At 70.6% G+C, this 20,997-nt stretch carries 13 protein-coding genes and 1 rRNA gene; 12 read left to right on the forward strand and 2 right to left on the reverse strand.

All coding sequences use genetic code 11. The annotated features are described in order from the left end of the window. Positions 1-203: 203 nt before the first annotated feature. Entirely contained in the window at positions 204-1,475 is a 1,272-nt protein-coding gene (locus tag QSJ40_RS11495; protein ID WP_006214665.1) for a sensor histidine kinase, read from the forward strand. Then, the gene (locus tag QSJ40_RS11500) at positions 1,472-2,152 is read left to right on the forward strand and encodes a winged helix-turn-helix domain-containing protein (protein ID WP_006214664.1); all 681 of its coding nucleotides are present in this window, start codon (positions 1,472-1,474) and stop codon (positions 2,150-2,152) included. The genes QSJ40_RS11495 and QSJ40_RS11500 overlap by 4 nt, the downstream gene beginning before the upstream one ends. 126 nt (positions 2,153-2,278) lie before the next feature. Here the strand turns inward: QSJ40_RS11500 and QSJ40_RS11505 are convergent, their stop codons facing one another. Continuing rightward, a complete protein-coding gene (locus tag QSJ40_RS11505) occupies positions 2,279-2,830 on the reverse strand; it encodes a hypothetical protein (RefSeq protein ID WP_053446904.1) in 552 nt (183 codons plus the stop codon). A 152-nt stretch (positions 2,831-2,982) separates the two neighbouring features. On the opposite strand from QSJ40_RS11505, the gene QSJ40_RS11510 reads away from it, so the two are divergent. The 6 genes from QSJ40_RS11510 (at position 2,983) to glgX (ending at position 9,570) form a co-directional block, all read left to right on the forward strand. Beyond that, positions 2,983-3,465 carry a CarD family transcriptional regulator gene (locus tag QSJ40_RS11510; RefSeq protein WP_006214662.1) on the forward strand — a complete coding sequence of 161 codons (483 nt, stop codon included), beginning with the start codon at positions 2,983-2,985 and terminating at the stop codon, positions 3,463-3,465. 11 nt (positions 3,466-3,476) lie between these two features. After that, the gene (gene ispD / locus QSJ40_RS11515; protein ID WP_285731075.1) at positions 3,477-4,280 is read left to right on the forward strand and encodes a 2-C-methyl-D-erythritol 4-phosphate cytidylyltransferase; all 804 of its coding nucleotides are present in this window, start codon (positions 3,477-3,479) and stop codon (positions 4,278-4,280) included. A gap of 2 nt (positions 4,281-4,282) precedes the next feature. Next, complete coding sequence (gene ispF / locus QSJ40_RS11520; protein ID WP_040560842.1) at positions 4,283-4,795, forward strand: 2-C-methyl-D-erythritol 2,4-cyclodiphosphate synthase; 513 nt, start codon at positions 4,283-4,285, stop codon at positions 4,793-4,795. 10 nt (positions 4,796-4,805) lie between these two features. Next, on the forward strand, positions 4,806-6,248 hold the full coding sequence (gene cysS / locus QSJ40_RS11525; RefSeq protein ID WP_259871631.1) for a cysteine--tRNA ligase: 1,443 nt from the start codon (positions 4,806-4,808) through the stop codon (positions 6,246-6,248). A 108-nt stretch (positions 6,249-6,356) separates the two neighbouring features. After that, the gene (gene rlmB / locus QSJ40_RS11530; protein ID WP_285731078.1) at positions 6,357-7,355 is read left to right on the forward strand and encodes a 23S rRNA (guanosine(2251)-2'-O)-methyltransferase RlmB; all 999 of its coding nucleotides are present in this window, start codon (positions 6,357-6,359) and stop codon (positions 7,353-7,355) included. Continuing rightward, positions 7,336-9,570: a glycogen debranching protein GlgX gene (gene glgX / locus QSJ40_RS11535; RefSeq protein WP_285731080.1), complete on the forward strand. Its 2,235-nt coding sequence runs from the start codon at positions 7,336-7,338 to the stop codon at positions 9,568-9,570. The genes rlmB and glgX overlap by 20 nt, the downstream gene beginning before the upstream one ends. 52 nt (positions 9,571-9,622) lie before the next feature. Here glgX and glgP read toward each other — a convergent pair whose 3' ends face one another. Beyond that, positions 9,623-12,208 carry an alpha-glucan family phosphorylase gene (gene glgP / locus QSJ40_RS11540; RefSeq protein ID WP_006214656.1) on the reverse strand — a complete coding sequence of 862 codons (2,586 nt, stop codon included), beginning with the start codon at positions 12,206-12,208 and terminating at the stop codon, positions 9,623-9,625. A 161-nt stretch (positions 12,209-12,369) separates the two neighbouring features. Here glgP and QSJ40_RS11545 point away from each other — a divergent pair, with 161 nt between their 5' ends. From QSJ40_RS11545 to QSJ40_RS11560, 4 genes are all read left to right on the forward strand, one after another. Further along, a complete protein-coding gene (locus QSJ40_RS11545) occupies positions 12,370-14,496 on the forward strand; it encodes an alpha-1,4-glucan--maltose-1-phosphate maltosyltransferase (RefSeq protein WP_081609505.1) in 2,127 nt (708 codons plus the stop codon). Between the two features lie 96 nt (positions 14,497-14,592). After that, positions 14,593-16,368 carry a maltose alpha-D-glucosyltransferase gene (gene treS, locus QSJ40_RS11550; RefSeq protein WP_006214654.1) on the forward strand — a complete coding sequence of 592 codons (1,776 nt, stop codon included), beginning with the start codon at positions 14,593-14,595 and terminating at the stop codon, positions 16,366-16,368. A 47-nt stretch (positions 16,369-16,415) separates the two neighbouring features. Beyond that, on the forward strand, positions 16,416-20,339 hold the full coding sequence (glgB, locus tag QSJ40_RS11555; protein WP_006214653.1) for a 1,4-alpha-glucan branching protein GlgB: 3,924 nt from the start codon (positions 16,416-16,418) through the stop codon (positions 20,337-20,339). Between the two features lie 568 nt (positions 20,340-20,907). Further along, positions 20,908-20,997 (forward strand): 16S ribosomal RNA (locus tag QSJ40_RS11560); the annotation flags it as partial.

Consider the following 20,997-nt stretch of genomic DNA (forward strand, 5'->3'; position numbering starts at 1 on the left):
GGCGGTCCCTGCGCCCGGATAGGACGCCCGCCTCACTGCAATGATCGAAGAGTCGAGGCTACGCGCGCCGGCTGCAGCGCTGCCGGGCCTGCGGTGAACGGCGGGAGAACGTCCGGTGATCTCCTTGTGGCGCCGAGGCGTCGGCCCGTCCGACAGCGTCGAGGCGCACGCGTCGGCGCCCGGGGTGGCCCTACTCTGGAAGGGTGCAACCCCTGCTTCTCGCGCTCCTGTCGGGGCTGATCGGACTGCTGCTCGGACTCAGCGGTCTCTTCGCCCTGCGCGGGACCTCCCGGCGCAGGATCGAGGCGGCGGAGATCGGCGAGCCCCAGCTGCCGCACGGCGCCGCGGACGTCCTGTCGGTCATGGGCCCCGCCTACGTGGTCGTGGACGGGGTCGACGGAGTCGTGCGCGCCTCACCGGCCGCCTACGCCTTCGGCCTGGTGCGCGGGCATTCGATCGTGCGCGACGAGCTGCTGGGCATGATCCGGGCGGCCCGGGCCTCCGGCGTGACGGAGGAGCGCCGCGTCGAGATCGGCCGCGGGGCGGAGAACACCGGCGTGATCGTGCTCGACGTGCGCGTGGCCGTGCTGGGCGATGAGTTCGTGCTGCTGCTGGCCGAGGACCAGACCGAGATCGTCCGGGCCCAGTCGGTGCGCAGCGACTTCGTGGCCAACGTGTCCCATGAGCTGAAGACCCCGGTGGGCGCCATCCGGCTGCTCGCCGAGGCCATCGAGGACGCCGCCGAGGACGAGGACGCCGTGCGTCACTTCACGTCCCGGCTGCATCGCGAGTCGGAGCGGCTGACCCTGCTGGTGCAGGACATCATCGAGCTCTCGCGCCTGCAGGGCCAGAACGTCGTGACCTCCGGCGGGCCCGTGGAGCTCGGGCGCGTGGTGGCCGAGGCCGTGGACCGCAACCGCATGACGGCGGAGTCCCGGGACATCAGCCTGGTGATCGGCGGCTCCGTCGATGCTCCGGCCTTCGGCGACGCCGACATGCTGACCACCGCAGTGCGCAACCTGATCGACAATGCCATCCGCTACTCGCCTCCGGGCACGCGGGTGGGCGTGGGGCTGCGCCAGCGAGACGGCATGGCCCTGATCGCGGTGACGGACCAGGGCCCGGGCATCCAGCAGAGCGAGCAGGATCGGATCTTCGAGCGGTTCTACCGCGTGGACTCGGCGCGCTCCCGTCAGACCGGAGGCACCGGTCTGGGGCTGAGCATCGTCAAGCACGTGATGCAGCAGCACGGAGGCAGGGTGGACATCTGGTCCGAGGAGGGCCAGGGCTCAACCTTCACGCTCTGCATCCCGCTGATGAGCGAGCAGGGCGGCGGGAAGCAGGGCCAGGAGGACCAGGCCGACGGCGCCGAGGGCGCTGCGGCGAACGATGCAGAGCAGGCCGCTTCCGGCCGCCGGGGCCGTCGCCCCGTGCGCGCCGGGACGGCCCGACGAGAAGGAGGAGAGTCCGCATGACCCGGATCTTGATCGTGGAGGACGAGGAGTCGCTGTCCGAGCCCCTGGCCTACCTCCTGGGCAAGGAGGGATTCGACCCTGAGGTCGTGGCCGACGGCCAGGCCTCGCTGGAGGAGTTCGATCGCGCCGGCGCGGACCTCGTCCTGCTCGATCTCATGCTGCCGGGCCTGTCCGGCACGGAGGTCTGCAAGGCGCTGCGCCAGCGCTCGAACGTCCCGATCATCATGCTCACGGCCAAGGACGCCGAGATCGACAAGGTCCTCGGCCTCGAGCTGGGCGCCGACGACTACGTGACCAAGCCGTACTCGTCGCGCGAGCTCGTGGCGCGCATCCGCGCCGTGCTGCGCCGCCGCTCCGAGCCCGAGGAGCTGGTCTCGGCGACCGTGCAGGCCGGACCCGTGCGCATGGACATCGAGCGCCACGTCGTCACGGTCGAGGGCGAGACGGTGAACATGCCGCTCAAGGAGTTCGAGCTTCTGGAGATGCTGCTGCGCAATGCCGGCCGCGTGCTGACCCGAGGACAGCTCATCGACCGCGTGTGGGGCTCCGACTACGTGGGCGACACCAAGACCCTCGACGTGCACGTCAAGCGGCTGCGCTCCAAGATCGAGCCCGACCCCTCGGATCCGCGGCACCTGGTGACGGTGCGAGGGCTCGGCTACAAGTTCGAGGTCTGAGGCCCCCGCCGCGGCTCCACCGCGGCGGGCAGAGCGACGGCGGGGCGGCGACCTGGTGGTCGCCGCCCCGCCGTCGTGTGCGATGCCTGCGCTGCACCGGACCGGTCAGGGCCCGGTGCAGGGGCCTCAGTGGTGGCCGCCCTCCTCCTCGTCCTCGGGAGCCGGGGTGTTGGAGGGGTTGGCCGGGGTCGACGGCGCACCGCCGGGGATGTACTCGGCGTAGCGCGGGAAGGTGTGATCGAGCACGGGCAGCTCGTGCTCCAGGGTCTCGCCGTCGACGGTGATGGTCACGGGCACCATCAGGCCGGGCTCGGCGCCGGCGGGGACCACGAGCTGCTCGTTCTCGTCGTCCTCGAAGCGGATCTCATCCTCCGGGGCGACGTCCACGGTGATCGGATCGGCGCCCTCGACGGCGATCTCGACCGACATCTCCTCGTCCGACTCGTTGACCAGGGTGCCCAGCAGGCGGCCGTCCGAGTCGGCGGAATCGGCGACGATGAGGAGGTTGTTGATGCTCAGGTCGCCGAGCTGCTCCACGATGCCGTCAGCGGGGGAGTACTGCGATGCCGTCTCCTGGTCGTTGGTCAGCGCAGCGCACCCGGACGTGGTCAGTGCGGCGGCAGCGAAGGCGGCACCCAGGCCGATGGTGCGAAGCCTCTTGCGGGCGGCATTGGTCACGGCGCGAACTCCTCAGACAGGTCGGTGATGCTCCGGCCATGGTATCCGGTTGGGCACGGATCGTCCGCATCCGCTCCAAGGGTTCTCGAAGGAGGCGATCAGGCTGCTGTGCGCCTCGTGCTAGAATCGACCGGCGGAAAGGGGCACCATACATGGTTTTCGAGGTTGGCGAGACGGTCGTCTATCCCCACCATGGCGCGGCACTGATCGAGGAGATCAAGACCCGCACCATCAAGGGCGAGGAGAAGATGTACCTGAAGCTCAAGGTCACCCAGGGTGATCTCGTGATCGAGGTCCCGGCGGAGAACGTCGACCTGGTCGGCGTGCGAGACGTCGTGGATGAGGAGGGCCTCAAGAAGGTCTTCGCCGTCCTGCAGGCCGATGACGTGGAGGAGGCCAGCAACTGGTCCCGCCGCTACAAGGCCAACGTGGAGAAGCTGGCATCGGGCGACGTCCTGAAGGTCGCCGAGGTCGTGCGCGATCTCTGGCGCCGGGACAAGGACCGCGGCCTGTCCGCCGGTGAGAAGCGCATGCTGACCAAGGCCCGCCACATCCTCACCTCCGAGCTGGCCCTGGCCAAGGACATCGACGAGGAAGAGGCCGAGAAGCGCCTCGACGACATCCTGGCCGGCTGAAGGCTCAGCCCGTGGAGTCCTCGGGCCGCACGGCCCCCACGACGGCGCACCCCTCCTCCGGGACGGGGTGCGCCGTCGTCGTCGTCGCAGCGGGCTCGGGGCAGCGCCTGGGCCGCGGCATCCCCAAGGCCCTGGTGGAGCTCGCCGGGCGGGCCATCCTCGAGCACAGCCTGCGAGCGGTGCTCGACTCCGGAGTATGCGCCGAGGGCGGGCGGATCGTCGTGACCGTGCCCGCCGGGGACGAGCAGCTCAGCGCCGTGTGCCGCGAGCTGGGCGCGCAGCCCGTCACGGGGGCGCAGACCCGCGCCGCCAGTGTGCGCGCCGCCCTCGATCTCCTGGCCCAGGGCCCCGCCCCGGCCAGTGTGCTCGTCCATGACGCCGCGCGCTGCCTGACCCCCGCCCAGGTCTTCCGGGACGTGGCCGCTGCGCTGCGCGAGCATCGCGCCGTCATCCCCGTGCTGCCGGTCGTGGACACCATGCGCCGGATCGACGCCCAGGACAGGCTCTCGGGCACCGTGGACCGCACTCGGCTGCGCGCCATCCAGACGCCCCAGGGCTTCGACTGGAGGCTGCTGCGTCGCGTCAACGAGCAGGCCGTCGCCGAGGGCGCGGACGAGCTCTCCTTGACGGATGACGCCTCGCTGGTCGAGCGCTGGTCCGAGGAGCGGGTCATCGCCGTGCAGGGCCACGAGGAGTCGTTCAAGATCACCCGACCGCTCGACCTGCTGCTGGCCGAGGCTGTGCTCGCCGAGCGCCGGCAGCGCCTCGAGGCCCGGCCGGCGGCAGAGCACGCAGAGCAGGAGCAGCGCCCGTGACCATGATCCCGCGCACCGGCATCTCGGTGGACGTCCACGCCTTCGCCTCCGATCAGGAGTGCGCCGAGCACCCGGACGGACTGGTGCCGCTGCACCTGGCCGGCCTGCTGTGGGAGGGCGAGCGGGGCCTGTCCGGGCACTCGGACGGCGACGTCGTGGCCCACGCCGCGGCCGACGCCCTCTTCAGCGCCGCCGGGTGCGGCGACCTCGGCTCCAACTTCGGCACCGACCGCCCGGAGATGGCCGGAGCCTCGGGCGTGCGGATCCTGTCGGAGGCCGCGGCGATCGTGCGCGCTGCCGGCTTCGAGCCGGGCAACGTGGCCGTGCAGCTGATCGGGCAGCGGCCGCGCTTCTCGCCGCGACGACAGGAGGCTGAGGAGGCGCTCAGCCGCGCCGCAGGCTGCCCCGTCTCGGTCGCGGCGACCACGTCGGACCGGCTGGGCTTCACCGGACGTGACGAGGGGCTCGCTGCCATGGCCACGGCTCTCGTCGTGCCGTCTGCCGGGCCTCGGTAGACTTCCGGGCGTGACACTGCGCTTCTACGACACCGCCTCAGCCTCCGTCCGCGACTTCGAACCTGTCGTGCCGGGGGAGGCGAGCCTGTACTACTGCGGCGCCACCGTGCAGAGCGGGCCGCACATCGGGCACGTGCGCTCCGGGCTGGTCTTCGACATCCTCGTCCGCTGGCTGCGCTTCCGCGGTCTGAAGGTCACGGCCGTGCGCAACGTGACGGACATCGACGACAAGATCCTGGAGAAGGCCCGTGCCTCCGAGCAGCCGGGCTTCGACGGAGACCATCCGAACGAGCCCTGGTGGGCCCTGGCCTATCGCTTCGAGGGCGTCTTCCACCAGGCCTACGACGCTCTGGGCATCGAGCGCCCCACGTACGAGCCGCGCGCCACCGGGCACATCCCGCAGATGCACGAGCTGATCGCCGAGCTGATCGAGCGCGGCCACGCCTACCCGGCCCAGGACGGCTCCGGGGACGTCTACTTCGACGTCCGCTCCTGGCCCCGCTACGGGGAGCTGACCCATCAGCGCCTGGACGAGATGCAGGACGCCGCAGACGCGGACCCGCGCGGCAAGCGCGATCCCCGGGACTTCGCGCTGTGGAAGGGCCACAAGGACCAGGACCCGCTCACGGCGTCCTGGGACTCGCCGTGGGGCCGCGGCCGCCCCGGCTGGCACCTGGAGTGCTCGGCCATGGCCGGGCGCTACCTGGGCGATCGCTTCGACTTCCACGGCGGCGGTCTGGACCTGCGCTTCCCGCACCACGAGAACGAGCTGGCCCAGTCGGCGGCGGCAGGGCGGGGCTTCGCGAACTTCTGGCTGCACAACGGGCTGGTGGCCTACCAGGGCGAGAAGATGTCCAAGTCCCTGGGCAACACCGTGGATCCGCAGCAGATGCTCGCCGAGAACCGTCCCCTGGTGGTGCGCTACATGCTCGGGCAGGCCCACTACCGCTCGGTGCTGGACTACCGCCCCACCTCGCTCGAGGAGGCGGCCGCAGCCGTGGAGCGCATCGAGGCCTTCCTGGTCGCGGCCTCGGCGGCGGGCGCGGACCTGGACTGGGAGCCTGCGGACATCCCCGCGGACTTCGTCGCCGTCATGGACGACGACCTCAACGTCCCCCGAGCGCTGGGCGTGCTGCACGACCGCGTGCGGGCCGGCAACACCGCTCTGCACGCGGGTACGGAGCAGGCCTCGGAGCTGGCCGCGGCCGCTCGCGCCGTGTCCGGGATGACCGAGATCCTGGGTCTGCGCGCACTGATGGCCCTGGGCGAGGCGGGGGCCGGAGCCCAGGAGCACGAGGCCCTCGATCAGCTGGTGCAGGACCTGCTCGAGCGCCGCGCCGCGGCTCGCGCCGAGAAGGACTGGGCCGAGGCCGACCGGCTGCGCGACACCCTGGCGGAGGCCGGGATCGTCGTGGCCGACGGAGCCGGCGGCTCCACCTGGACGCTGGGCTGAGGCTTCCCGGCCGAAGACCGAAGCGGGCGCGCGGCCCATGGGTCCGCAGCGCCTGCGCACTGGACCACGACCGGCACGACCGGTCACGAGATGAATGGGCGGCACAGCATGTCAGCACCCCGACGGAGCAGCGGAAGCTCCAAGAAGAAGGGGCCCACCGCGGGCACCGGCGGCCACGGCCGCAAGAAGCTCGAGGGCAAGGGCCCCACCCCGCGCGCGGAGGATCGCCCGTACCACAAGGCCTACAAGCAGAAGAAGGCCGTGGAGCACCGCGCGGCCACCGGCGCCGGCGAGCGCGGGCAGCGCCGCGGTCCCAACCGCCGCGGACCGGGCAAGACCGAGGACCTCGTGACGGGGCGCAACTCCGTGCTGGAGTCCCTGCGCGCAGAGATCCCCGCCAAGGCGGCCTACATCATGGTGCGGATCGAGGCGGATGACCGCATCCGCGAGATCCTCACGCTGTGCAGCCGTCGCGGCATCCCGGTGCTGGAGGCCACCCGCCCCGAGCTCGACCGCCTGACCGAGGACGCCGTGCACCAGGGCATCGCCCTGCAGGTGCCGCCCTACGAGTACCGCGCCGCCGACGACCTGCTTGATGAGGCCATGCGGCGCTGGAAGCGCGATCGCGAGGCGGAGCGCGCTCCGCTGTTCGTCGCCCTGGACGGCATCACCGATCCCCGCAACCTGGGTGCGATCATGCGCAGCGTCTCGGCCTTCGGCGGCGACGGCGTCCTACTGCCCGAGCGCCGCTCGACCGGGCTGAACGCCACCGCCTGGAAGACCAGCGCCGGCGCCGCAGCCCGTGTCCCCGCGGCCCAGGCCACCAACCTCAACCGCACGGTCGAGTACGCCAAGTCCCGCGGGTACTTCGTCGTCGGGCTCGACGGCGGCGGCTCGGTCGATCTGCCGGGGCTGTCCCTGGCCACGGAGCCCCTGGTCATCGTCGTGGGCTCGGAGGGCAGGGGCCTCTCCCGGCTGATGACGGAGCACTGCGACCAGATCGTCTCCATCCCGATCCAGTCGGAGATGGAGTCGCTGAACGCGTCCATGGCCGTCGGCATCGCCCTCTACGAGACCTCGTGCCGTCGTGCCGCACACTCTGCATAGGCGCCCGACCGCGCCGGGGCCGGCGCGCTCACGGCCCCGTCCGCTCGGGATCTCCCAGGCACTGGGCGGAGAGAACGCCACGAACGTGGCCGTCTGGGCGCCCGGGGTCGATCGCCTCGATCTGGTCTGGCAGGTGCCCGGTGGCCGCTGGCGCCGCCACACGCTGCGTCGGATCGAGGGCGGGATCCACTTCGACCTGGTGCCGGGAGCCGTCGGCGGCGGCTCCGCCATGCCCTGGGGGACCCTCTACGGCTTCGTGGCGGCGGATTCGTCGCTGCTCGACGACGGCTCCACCCCGCTGGACGAGCAGATCCTGCTGGACCCCCACGGTCGGGGGCTGCGGCAGGTCCATCGCGCACCCGGACAGCGCGGGGTCACCCAGCCGGACACCTACGGCAGCCGCTACGTCTCCGAGATCATCGACGACGCCTTCGACTGGGCCGGGGACCTCGCCCCGGACATCCCCTGGCGCGACACCGTGATCTACGAGGCCCACGTCAAGGGCCTGACGATCCACCACCCGGGCATTCCGGAGGAGCTGCGCGGAACGTACGCAGGCCTCGCCCACCCCGTGATGATCGAGCACCTGAGCTCGCTGGGCATCTCCGCCGTCGAGCTGCTGCCGGTGCACGCCCATCTGGACGAGCCTCATCTCACGGCCAGCGGGCTGAGCAACCACTGGGGCTACAACACGCTGTCCTTCTTCGCCCCGCACAGGGCCTATGCCTCCCGCGCCTCGCAGGAGCGCGGACCGCAGGGGGTCATCGACGAGTTCAAGCAGATGGTCAAGGACCTGCACGCAGCGGGCATCGAGGTCATCCTGGACGTCGTCTACAACCACACCGCAGAGGCGGGCATGGGCGAGCAGCCCTACTGCTGGCGCGGGCTGGGGGACCGGCAGTGGTACCGCCACGACGACAGCGGCAACTACCTCGACGTCACGGGCTGCGGCAACACGCTGGACTTCTCCCGGCCCGAGGTCGTGCGCATGGCGCTGGACTCCCTGCGCTACTGGGTCGAGGTCTGCCACGTCGACGGCTTCCGCTTCGATCTGGCACCTGCGCTGGGCCGGGACTCCTCGCACAGCTTCACCGCCCGCCACCCGTTCTTGGTCGCCGCCGTGGCGGATCCCGCGATCGGCGGCTCCAAGCTGATCTCGGAGCCCTGGGACGTGGGCATGGGCGGCTGGCAGACGGGGCACTTCCCTCCCGGCTGGGCCGACTGGAACGACATCTACCGCGACACCGTGCGCGACTTCTGGCTCACCGAGCAGCGCGCCATGTCCGCCGGAGCCCCCGGGGGCGGGCTCTCGCGCATGGCAGACGTGCTCGTGGGCTCGCCGGGGCGCTTCGCGGCCTCCGGACGCACGCCGCTGTCGTCGGTGAACTTCGTGACGGCCCACGACGGCTTCACGCTGCACGACCTGACGACGTACGACCACAAGCACAACGAGGCCAATCGCGAGGACAATCGTGACGGCACGAACGACAACCACTCGTGGAACCACGGCGAAGAGGGGCCCAGCCGCTCAGGCACCGTGCGCAGCGCCCGGACGCGCACGGCGCGCAACCTGATGGCCACGCTGGTGCTCTCGCAGGGGGTGCCCATGATCACCGCCGGTGACGAGATGCTGCGCAGCCAGGGCGGCAACAACAACGCGTACTGCCAGGACGGGCCGATCGGCTACGTGAGCTGGCGGCACACTCCCGCAGAGCGGGCCATGCTGGCGGCCACCAAGGAGGCGCTGCAGGTCCGGCGCCGGTTCATGTCCCTGCAGGCCGAGGACTACATGATGCGCCCGGAGGACATCCGGGTCCTGTGGTTCACCCCTGAGGGCAGGCTCATGCGGGCCGAGGACTGGGAGGCGGAGGGAGCCCGCGCCGTGCAGATGCTGGTGCGCGCCCGCCATGGGGGCGTGGCCGGGCTCGTGGTGCTCAACGGGACCTTGCGCGACATCGAGTTCCGGATCCCGCACCTGTCCGAGTCCCTCTTCACCGAGGACGACCCCCACGCGGTCGCGGCGCATCTGGAGACGCCGAACCCCGAGGCGGAGGGCCCCGATGCGCCGCACGGAGCGGCGGAGGCTGCTGAGCGCGCCGTCGAGTTCGTCTTCTCGACCGATGCCGAGCTGCGCAGCTCCTACGGGCGCATCCTGCGCGGGGGAGACGCGCTCGCGCTGCCGGCCATGACGGTGGGCGCGCTGTCGCTCGACTGAAGACCTCGGCACCGGAGCCGAGGACGCCTCGTGCTCAGCCGCTCTCAGCGTCTCAGGCGCTGACCACCAGGCCCAGCTCGGCGCTGGTGGTCAGCCCGTCCCCGTCGGGAAGCACGCGCACCGTGTAGCCGAACGGACCCGATCGGTCGATCGTGAAGGATCCGGTGAAGGCCCAGTCCCCGGAATCGGTGCGCTGGACCTCACTCAGATCCTGGTGCTTGCGCTCGTGGATGTGATCGCTGCCCGAGACCCGGCCGAAGCCGACCTCGACGCGGACGTCCTCGGGGCTCAGCTCGCCGAGCCGGACGTAGGCGGTGACCTCGATGGCATCGCCGATCTGCGGCTCGGAGTGCAGCCCCCCGGTGCGCACATGCTCGATCCGCACGCCCGCCCAGCCCTGGCGGACCCGGGCGACCCAGGCCGCCGTGGAGCGGGCCTGGGCGTGATCGGCCGCGGAGGCGGCGCGGCCGGCCCGGGCGGCCGGCAGGTAGAGCTGCTCGACGTAGTCCGCGACCATGCGAGCGGCCGAGACGCTGGGCCCCAGGGTGGTGAGCGTGTGGCGCACCATGGCCAGCCACTGATGGGGGACGCGGTCCGCCCCGGCGTCGTGGATCTCGTTGTAGAACCGGGGCGCCACGTGGTTCTCGATCAGCTCGTAGAGCGCTGCGGCCTCGATGCTGTCCCGCTCATCGTCGGAGGCCCGGTTGTCGGCGGTCGGGATCGCCCAGCCGTTCTGGCCGTCGTAGAGCTCGTCCCACCAGCCGTCGAGCACCGAGAGATTGAGCCCGCCGTTGATCGCGGCCTTCATCCCGGAGGTGCCGCAGGCCTCGAGCGGTCGCAGGGGGTTGTTGAGCCAGACGTCGCAGCCCGGGAACAGGGTGCGCGCCATCGACATGTCGTAGTTCGGCAGGAACACGATGCGGTGGCGGACCTCGGGGTCGTCGGTGAAGCGCACCAGGTCCTGGATCATGCGCTTGCCCATCTCGTCGGCAGGGTGGGACTTGCCGGCGATCACGAGCTGGACGGGGCGCACGGGGTCCAGCAGCAGGCGCTTGAGGCGCTGCGGATCGCGCAGCATCAGGGTCAGGCGCTTGTAGGTGGGCACCCGTCGGGCGAAGCCGATCGTGAGGACCTCCGGATCGAGCACCGAATCGGTCCAGCTCAGCTCGGCATCAGCGGCGCCGCGCTGCTTCCACGACGCGCGCAGGCGTCGACGGACATCGGCCACCAGATCCGCGCGCATCTCGGCGCGCACGCGCCACAGCTGCTCGTCCGGGACCTCGGCCACAGCCCGCCAGCGCGCGCGCAGATCCGGCTGCGACCGGTCCACGGCCAGGGCCTCCATGCGCGGATCGATCCAGGTCGGCACGTGCACGCCGTTGGTCACCGACGAGATGGGGACCTCGTCGGTGTCGAAGCCGTTCCACAGCCCGGAGAACATCTGCCGCGACACCGCGCCGTGCAGCTTGGCCACGCCGTTGGCCCGCTGGGCCAGGCGCAGGCCCATGACGGCCATGTTGAACCGGCTGCCGTCGCCGCCGTCGTGGTCCTCGCGCCCCAGAGCCAGGATCTCCTCGAGAGGGGCGGGCCCGGCCAGCTCGGTGGAGAAGAAGCGCTCGATCATCTCGCGCTCGAAGCGGTCGATGCCGGCCGGGACCGGGGTGTGCGTGGTGAACACAGTCGAGGCGCGCACCGCGGTGAGGGCCTCGAGCCAGGACATGCCCCCGCCGCCGTCGGTGCCGGGGCTCATCAGCTCGGCGATGCGCTCGATTCCGGCGAAGCCCGCGTGGCCCTCGTTGCAGTGGAAGACCTCCGGGTCGGGGGCGCCGGTGAGCCGTGAGAACTCGCGCAGCGCGCGAATGCCGCCCATGCCCAGCAGCAGCTCCTGCTGGAGGCGGTGCTCGCCCCCGCCGCCGTAGAGGCGGTCCGTGACGCCGCGGAAGACGTCGTCGTTCTCGGTGATCTGGGAGTCGAGCAGCAGCAGCGGGACGCGCCCCACGTCGGCACGCCAGATCTGGGCGCCCAGCCGCCCGCCGTCAGGCATGGGCAGCCAGATCCTCGCAGGGGAGCCGTCAGGTTCGCGCAGCAGCGTGAGGGGCAGGCCCTGCGGGTCCAGGACGGGGTAGTCCTCGAGCTGCCACCCGTCGCGCGACAGCGACTGGTTGAAGTAGCCGTTCTGGTACAGCAGGCCCACGCCCACCACGGGCACGCCCATGTCGGAGGCGGTCTTGAGGTGATCGCCGGCCAGGATGCCGAGACCGCCCGAGTACTGCGGCAGCACGGAGGTGATGCCGTACTCGGCGGAGAAGTAGGCGATCGAGCGCGCGCCGTCGCGACCGTGCTCGCGCTGGTACCACAGCGGCTCGCTCAGGTAGGTCTCGAGGTCGCGGCCCAAGGCGTCGATGCGCCGGACGAGCTCGTCGTCCTCGGCGATCTGCTGGATCTCCTCGCGGGTCAGCGAGCCCAGGACCTGGACGGGATCCCCGCCGGAGGCCTCCCAGGCCTCCGGGCCGAGATCCCGGAAGAGCTGCTCGGTGGGCCGGTGCCAGGACCAGCGCAGATTGGCGGCCAGTCGGCTCAGCGCACTGATCGACTCGGGGAGGGACGTCCGGACGGTGAACCTTCTGATGGCCTTCACACCTCCGGAGCCTAGCGCCGCAGAGGGCTCCGGACGAGGCCCCCTCGGATTCCACGGCCCTGTCTGCGCAGCGATACGGGCCGTCGCCCGGAAAATCGCTCGTGACCTGCTTCACCATGGACCGCCGGACTGACTACGGTGTGGGGGTGACCTCCAAGAGCATGCCCAAGCCGCCCCGAGACTCCGCCTCCGCTCCCGAGCCCAGCTCGAGCGCGCCGTCCGCCGCGGGGGCCCCTGCTGCCCCGGCTGCCGCCGTCGAGCCCGTCGATCTGTCCGGTCTCGTCTACGGACGCATTCCCATCGAGAACGTGTCCCCGTCCGTGCTGTGCGGGCGCCGTCCCGCCACCGCCCTGCCCGGCGAGGACATCCGCATCGCCGCGACCGTCTACCGCGAGGGGCACGACGCCCTCGGCGTGACCGCCGTGCTGCGTGACCCGCAGGGCCGGGAGCACCAGCGCACTGCCATGAGCCTCAGCGCCCCGGGCACCGATCGCTACGAGGGCTGGGTCCGCCCCGATGCCGAGGGCGAGTGGAGCTTCACCGTCGAGGGCTGGGGCGATCTGTACGAGACCTGGCGCCACGCCGCCGAGGTCAAGCTCGGTGTCGGGCAGGACGTCGAGCTGATGATGGACGAGGGCGTGGTCGTCTTCGAGCGCGCCGCCTCGGAGGCCGAGCGCCCCGAGTCGCAGCGACGCCTGCTGGGCGAGATCGCCGAGCAGCTGAAGGATCGTTCGATCCCCGCCAGCCAGCGATTCGCCCGCGCCGCGGACCGCTCGGTCCTGGAGATCGTCGCCGCCTCGCCGATCCGCAGCCTCGTGACCAGCTCCGAGCCCCTGCCGCTGCGCGTCGAGCGCGATGCCGCCGGTCGCGGCGCCTGGTACGAGTTCTTCCCCCGCTCCGAGGGCGCCGTGCGCGATGAGACCACGGGCGGCTTCCGCTCGGGCACCTTCCGCACCGCGGCCGAGCGCCTGCCCGCCGTCGCGGACATGGGCTTCGACGTCCTCTACATGCCGCCGATCCACCCGATCGGGCACGCGCACCGCAAGGGGCCGAACAACACCCTGCACGCGGGTCCGAACGATCCGGGCTCGCCCTGGGCGATCGGCAGCGAGGACGGCGGCCACGACGCCATCCATCCTGATCTGGGGACCTTCGAGGACTTCGACGACTTCGTCGCCCGCGCCCGGGAGCTGGGTCTCGAGGTCGCCCTGGACCTCGCGCTGCAGGCCTCCCCGGATCACCCCTGGGTCCAGCAGCACCCGGAGTGGTTCACCACGCGCGCCGACGGCACGATCGCGTATGCGGAGAACCCGCCCAAGAAGTACCAGGACATCTATCCGATCAACTTCGACAACGACCCCGAGGGGCTGTGCCGGGAGGTCCTGCGGATCGTGCAGCTGTGGATCTCCCACGGCGTGCGGATCTTCCGCGTGGACAATCCGCATACCAAGCCGCTGTGGTTCTGGGAGTGGCTGCTCGATCGGGTCCGGAAGATCGACGACGGCGTCGTCTTCCTGGCCGAGGCCTTCACTCGCCCGGCCATGATGCAGGGCCTGGCCAAGGCCGGCTTCCAGCAGTCGTACTCGTACTTCACCTGGCGCAACGCCAAGTGGGAGCTCGAGGAGTACCTGGAGGAGGTCACCCGGGAGACCGCCGCCCAGTACCGTCCGAACTTCTTCGTGAACACCCCGGACATCCTCACGTCCTATTTCGTGGAGGGCGGGCGCCCGGCGTTCAAGATCCGAGCGGCGATCGCGGCCACGGCCTCGCCCCTGTGGGGCATGTACGCCGGCTACGAGCTCTACGAGAACGTCCAGCGCCCGGGCGCCGAGGAGTCGATCGACTCCGAGAAGTTCGAGTACCGCCCGCGCGACTTCAAGGACGCGGAGGTCCGCGGCGATTCGCTGGCGCCCTACGTGCGCCGCCTCAACCAGCTGCGCCACGAGCACCCGGCCCTCGGGGACCTGCAGAACCTGACCCTGCACCCCACCGACGACGACGCCATCCTGTGCTTCTCCAAGACCAAGACGGTCCAGGGGCCGGACGGGGACCACGAGGACACGCTGATCGTCGTGGCGAACACCGATCCGCATTCGGTGCGCACCGCGAACATCGAGCTCGACCTGGAGGCCCTGCGCCTGGCCCCGCAGGATCGCGCCGAGGACGGGACCTTCGCAGCCGATGAGCTGCTCACGGGAGAGTCCTGGTCCTGGGGCGATCGCGTGTGGGTCCGCCTGGACCCGTTCTACGAGCCCGTCCACATCGTCAGTGTGCGTCGCCGGCGCTGAGCGCGGACGATCCGCGAGCACTACCCGGGCCGGGCGCCCGCCGCGGCGCCCGGCCCGTTCCGCAGCACGAAACCAGCAGCAGGAGATGCACCGCACGTGAATGCCATCAACCCGGCCAGCTTCGGAGTCAACGCCCCGGGGATCTCGCACGATCCGGACTGGTTCCGCAAGGCAGTGTTCTACGAGGTCCTCGTGCGCGCCTTCTCGGATGCCAACGGCGACGGCTCGGGAGACTTCTCGGGTCTGATCGAGAGGCTGGACTACCTCCAGTGGCTCGGCATCGACTGCCTCTGGATCCCGCCGTTCTACGAATCGCCCCTGCGCGACGGCGGCTACGACATCTCGGACTACTACTCGGTGCTCGACGAGTTCGGCACCGTCTCCGACTTCAAGCGCCTGGTCGCCGAGGCCCACGCCCGCGGTCTGCGCGTCATCACGGATCTGCCTCTGAACCACACCTCGGATCAGCACGAGTGGTTCCAGGCCTCCCGCGAGGACCCTGAGGGCCCGTACGGCGACTTCTACGTCTGGTCGGACACGGATGAGCTGTACTCCGAGGCGCGGATCATCTTCGTGGACACCGAGGAGTCGAACTGGACCTTCGACCCGGTGCGCCGGCAGTTCTTCTGGCACCGCTTCTTCTCGCATCAGCCGGATCTGAACTTCGAGAACCCCAAGGTCGTCGAGGCCGTCTACGACGTGGTGCGCTTCTGGCTCGACATGGGCATCGACGGCTTCCGGGCCGATGCCATCCCGTATCTGGTGGAGGAGGAGGGCACCAACTGCGAGAACCTCCCCGGCACCCATGACTTCCTGGTGGGCCTTCGCGAGATGGTCGACCGCGAGTACCCCGGCCGCGTGATCATCGCCGAGGCGAACCAGCCCCCGGAGGAGGTCGTCGAGTACTTCGGCTCGGCGGAGGCCCCGGAGTGCCACATGTGCTTCCACTTCCCGATCATGCCGCGGATCTTCTACGCCCTGCGCGACCAGCGGGCTCAGCCGCTGATCGACACCATGGCGACCACCCCGCGGATCCCCGAGGGCACGCAGTGGGGCACGTTCCTGCGCAACCACGACGAGCTCACGCTCGAGATGGTCACCCCCGAGGAGCGCCAGGCGATGCTCGGCTGGTACGCCCCGGATCCGCGCATGCGCGCCAATGTCGGCATCCGTCGCCGTCTCGCCCCGCTGCTGGACAACTCGCGGGCCGAGATCGAGCTGATCCATGCGCTGCTGCTCGCGCTGCCGGGCAGCCCGTTCCTGTACTACGGCGACGAGATCGGCATGGGCGACAACATCTGGCTCGATGACCGCGACGCCTCCCGAACGCCCATGCAGTGGACCCCGGACCGCAATGCCGGCTTCTCGGAGGCGGATCCGGGCAAGCTGTACCTGCCGGTGATCCAGTCGCTCGTGCACCACTACACGCAGACGAACGTCGAGGCGCAGCTGGCCTCGTCGTCGTCGCTGCTGCACTGGCTGCGCCGCATGCTGCTGGTGCGCCGCGAGCACCCGGCCTTCGGCATGGGCGAGTTCCGCTCCGTGGACTCCGGGCACGAGTCGGTCTTCGCCTTCGTCCGGGAGTTCCATCCCCAGGACGAGCGGCACGAGGAGCAGGCGGAGACGCTGGTGTGCATCTTCAACCTGTCGCACACCCCGGCCGCCAGCACGATCGATCTGCCGGAGTTCGCCGGGCGCGGCCTGCGCGAGGTCTTCGGCGGCGAGCCGTTCGGCAAGGTCGACGACGACGGCACCTACCGGGTGACGCTGGGCTCCCAGGACTTCTTCTGGCTGAGGGTCCGCAGCGCGCCCGACGCCTCGGGAGTTCAGCCGCCCACGCAGTCCATGCCGATCATCACCAGCCTCGGCTGAGCTCGTCCTCGCCCGTTCACCCGCACCACCTGCACAGGAGACCTGACATGTCCGCCGTGAACCCGTCGTCGCACCCGGCGCGCAGCCTCGAGGAGGTGCTGCGCGGCTGGCTGCCCTCGAGGCGCTGGTTCCCCTTCGACGGCGACCCCGAGCAGCTGAGCCTCGAGACGGCCGCGGTGATCCCGCTGTCCGAGTCCCCGGCCGGCGCCTCGCCCGAGGACGAGGGCCTGGCGATCCACCTCCTGCGGGCGGGCACCCCGTCCGGGACGCGCATCGTCCAGGTGCCGCTGGAGACCTCCGCCTCGGCCTTCGACCAGCAGATCGGCTCCTTCGAGACCTCCGCAGGGACGCGCCACGTCCGGGAGGCCGTGGATCAGCCGGAGTTCCTGGACGCCGTGCTGGGCCTGCTGCGCAAGGGCTCGCAGATCGGCGGGCGCCGCGCGGCCATGACGGGGGCGGCCAACGACTCGCTGACCCCGGTCTCGGGCGTGAAGGCAGCCGAGCAGGTGCAGGTGATCGCCGGCGAGCAGTCGAACACCTCGGTGGTGCTGCGCCCCGTCGAGCCCGGCGAGGACGCGCTGATCCTCAAGTTCTTCCGCATCCTCGGCGAGGGGGAGAACCCGGACGTCGAGGTCGGACGCGAGCTGACCGACCTCGGCTGCTCCGTGGTGGCACGGACCTGGGGCTGGGCCGAGATCACCTGGCCGGAGACCGGCGACGACGACGGCCAGCGCCAGGCCGTCGGGCAGTCGGTCGTGGCCGCGGAGTTCGTCGACGGCGCCCAGGATGCCTGGCGCCTGGCCGTCGAGGCCGCCGCCGAAGGCCGCTCCTTCGCCGCGGAGGCCCGCGAGCTCGGCCGTGCCACGGCGCGCATGCACCGCGACCTCGCCTCCGCCTTCGGCACGCAGGAGGCCCTCGGGCCCCGGCGCGAGGCGCTGCTGGAGTCGCTGTCCGGGCGTCTGGAATGGGCCCGCGATCAGATGGGCGACCGTCCGGGCGGGCTGGAGCAGGAGCTGGACTCGGTCATCGCCCGCGCCCGCGAGGTCGAGCAGCTGCCCGAGCTGCAGCGCATCCACGGCGACTACCACCTGGGCCAGGTGCTGCGCGGTCCCGACGGCGCCTTCCGCATCCTTGATTTCGAGGGCGAGCCGCTGCGCGAGATGTCGGAGCGCTCGGCCGCAGACCTTCCCCTGCGCGACGTCGTGGGGATGCTGCGCTCGCTGGACTACGCCGCAGCGTTCGGGCAGCGCGAGTCCGGGCGCGACACCGAGCAGTGGGGTCAGGCGGCCGCCGAGGCGCTGCTCGAGGGCTGGACCGCCGTGACCCACACAATCGTGGAGCGCCGTGATCCCCTGTTCCAGGCGCTGTGGCTGGACAAGGCCATGTACGAGGTCGTCTACGAGTCACGCAATCGCCCCGACTGGGTCGACGTCCCGCTCAGGGCCGTGCTCAGCGCGCTCGGCGGCTCCCAGTCTTCGGCCGCCGTCGACCCCGCAGCCGGTGCCGCGGCCGGTGCGCTCTCTGGCGACCAGGAGACGGCCGACGAGCCCTCGGATGTCCGGGGGACGGGGGGCACCGCGTCGGAGGCTTCTGGTGCACCGGTCGAGACCTCGGCCGTCGTGCCGGGCCCGAGCGCAGCTGCTGCGGGCGTACCCTCGCAGTACCAGGCCGATCAGGCCATCCGGGGCGGCGCGGAGCCGACCCCCGACCAGCAGGAAGGCTCCGCCCCGGAGCCCCCCGCCGCAACACCGCAGGCGGAGACGGACGAGACCAGCGGAAGCGAGCACCACGTGTCCCACACCATCTCCGAGGATGTCCTGGCGGCTGTCGCCGAGGGCCGGTACTACGATCCGCACTGCGTGCTCGGCGCGCATCCGCAGGACGACGGCACCGTCGTGGTCCGCACCCTGCGGCGCTTCGCCCAGAAGGTCGAGGCGATCACCGGAGACGGCTCCGTGCACCTCCTCAGCCACGAGTGGGGCGGCATCTTCACCGGTCGCATCCCCGCGACCTCGGACGGCGGCATCCCCGACTACCGCCTGCGCGTGACCTGGGACGGCGGCCACAGCCTCGAGGTCGACGATCCGTACCGCAGCACTCCGACCGTGGGCGAGATGGACCTGCATCTGATCGGCGAGGGCCGGCACGAGGAGCTCTGGAAGGTCCTGGGCGCCCGTGTGCGCAGCTGGCCCTCGAGCTTCGGCGAGACCCGCGGCACGAGCTTCGCCGTCTGGGCCCCCAATGCCCGAGCCGTGCGCGTCATCGGCGACTTCAACGGCTGGGACGGCACCGAGCACGCCATGCGCTCGCTCGGCGGCAGCGGCGTCTGGGAGCTCTTCGTCCCGGGCGTCGGCCACGGTGCCATCTACAAGTTCCGCATCATGGGCCCGGACGGGCAGTGGAAGGACAAGGCGGACCCCATGGCCCGCTGGAGCGAGGTGCCGCCGCTGACCGGCTCCCGCGTCCTCGACAGCGAATACACGTTCGGCGACGACGAGTGGATGGAGCGCCGCGCGCAGACGGACCCGCACAGCGGTCCCATGAGCGTCTACGAGGTCCACATCGGCTCGTGGCGCCAGGGGCTGAGCTACCGGGACCTGGCCACCGAGCTCGTCGACTACGTCAAGGCCCACGGGTTCACCCACGTGGAGTTCATGCCGGTGGCCGAGCACCCGTTCGGCGGCTCGTGGGGCTACCAGGTCACGGGCTACTACGCCCCCACGTCGCGCTTCGGCGATCCCGATGACTTCAAACACCTCGTCGACGCCCTCCACCAGGCCGGCATCGGCGTGCTCGTCGACTGGGTCCCCGGGCACTTCCCCAAGGACGACTTCGCCCTGGCCCGCTTCGACGGCGCACCGCTCTACGAGCACCCGGATCCCCGCCGCGGCGAGCACAAGGACTGGGGCACCCTGATCTTCGACTACGGGCGCACCGAGGTCCGCAACTTCCTCGTGGCCAACGCCCTGTACTGGCTCGAGGAGTTCCACGTCGACGGCCTGCGCGTGGACGCCGTGGCTTCGATGCTCTACCTCGACTACTCGCGCGAGCACGGCGAGTGGGAGCCGAACCAGTTCGGAGGGCGGGAGAACCTGGAGGCCATCTCGTTCCTGCAGGAGGCCACCGCCACGGCCTACCGCCGCAGCCCCGGCACGGTGATGATCGCCGAGGAGTCCACGGCATTCCCGGGAGTCACTCGTCCCACCAGCGGCAACGGTCTGGGCTTCGGCATCAAGTGGAACATGGGCTGGATGCATGACTCGCTCGAGTACATGGGCGAGGACCCCGTGAACCGCAGCTACCACCACGGCAAGCTGACGTTCTCCATGGTGTACGCGTACTCCGAGAACTTCATCCTCCCGATCTCGCACGACGAGGTCGTCTACGGCAAGGGCTCCCTGCTGCGCAAGATGCCAGGAGACCGCTGGCAGCAGCTCGCCAACGTCCGGGCCTACCTCGCGTACATGTGGGCGCATCCCGGCAAGCAGCTGATCTTCATGGGCACCGAGTTCGCGCAGGACGCCGAGTGGGACAACGACAAGTCGCTGGACTGGTGGCTCGCGGAGACGGAGCCGCACCAGGGCATCCAGCGCTTGGTCGTGGAGCTGAACGAGATCTACAAGCAGACTCCGGCGCTGTGGGCGCAGGACAACGCGCCGGAGGGCTTCACCTGGCTGGATGCCAACGACAGCCAGGGCTGCACCATGTCGTTCGTGCGCTGGGACACCGCCGGCGAGCCGCTCGTCTGCGCGGTCAACTTCGCGGGCATGCCCCACGACGGCTTCCATCTGCCGCTGCCTCGCGGCGGGCAGTGGGAGGAGGTCCTGAACACGGACGACCTCCGCTTCGGCGGCTCGGGCGTGGTGAACGGATCGGTCACGGCCGTGGATGAGCCCCAGTACGCGCAGCCGGCCCACGCGGTGCTGGACCTGCCGCCGCTGGGTGCGGTCTGGCTCCGGCCGACGAACTGACTGGCCGGCGGCGGGCGCGCAGCTCGCAGTGGCGACAGGCCGTCGCAGGCTCGGTGCCGGAGACAGCAGCCGACTGAGCAGGGAAGCGGCCCGTCCTCGCGCACGGAACGCGGGGGCGGGCCCCTTCTCGTTTGCGCGCAGCGGGGGACGTGTGTAGTGTTCTTCTTCGTCGCTCCGGCAGTCCGGACGGCACGGAGCAGCCGGAAGGCCTCCTGTCACGGACTGCATGCAGCGCGTCGCAGGATTTCTGAGAGTTCATCCGCCGGAGACGGCGAGTTGACCTGAGGGAGGGCGACGGGTAATGTAGCGGAGTGCTTCGGACGGGTGCTCAAGCTGCGGATGACGCAGCGGCACGGTCCAGCAAGGAACTGATCTTCGCGGGCCTGGTGAAACGGGCTGGTTGATCGTCTGTTGTTTGAGAACTCGATAGTGTGCCAAATTGTCTGCTGATACCAGTTCAAGCAATTTTTTGTTTGGTTGGATCAGCTGATGCGTCAGTGCGTCTCGTTCCCGTGACGCGCTGGACGATCATTATTTTTGATTCCAGCCAGGTATGGTTTTTCGTTTTTCAACGGAGAGTTTGATCCTGGCTCAGGACGAACGCTGGCGGCGTGCTTAACACATGCAAGTCGAACGCTGAAGCACCAGCTTGCTGGTG

Source organism: Kocuria sp. NBRC 114282 (genome assembly GCF_030268385.1).
Lineage (GTDB): Bacteria > Actinomycetota > Actinomycetes > Actinomycetales > Micrococcaceae > Kocuria > Kocuria palustris.

Coding starts and splice junctions, on each gene's coding strand:
- QSJ40_RS11500 (WP_006214664.1), top strand. CDS start 1,472: ATGACCCGGATCTTGATCGTGGAGGACGAGGAGTCGCTGTCCGAGCCC.
- QSJ40_RS11510 (WP_006214662.1), top strand. CDS start 2,983: ATGGTTTTCGAGGTTGGCGAGACGGTCGTCTATCCCCACCATGGCGCG.
- ispF (WP_040560842.1), top strand. CDS start 4,283: ATGATCCCGCGCACCGGCATCTCGGTGGACGTCCACGCCTTCGCCTCC.
- rlmB (WP_285731078.1), top strand. CDS start 6,357: ATGTCAGCACCCCGACGGAGCAGCGGAAGCTCCAAGAAGAAGGGGCCC.
- QSJ40_RS11545 (WP_081609505.1), top strand. CDS start 12,370: ATGCCCAAGCCGCCCCGAGACTCCGCCTCCGCTCCCGAGCCCAGCTCG.
- glgB (WP_006214653.1), top strand. CDS start 16,416: ATGTCCGCCGTGAACCCGTCGTCGCACCCGGCGCGCAGCCTCGAGGAG.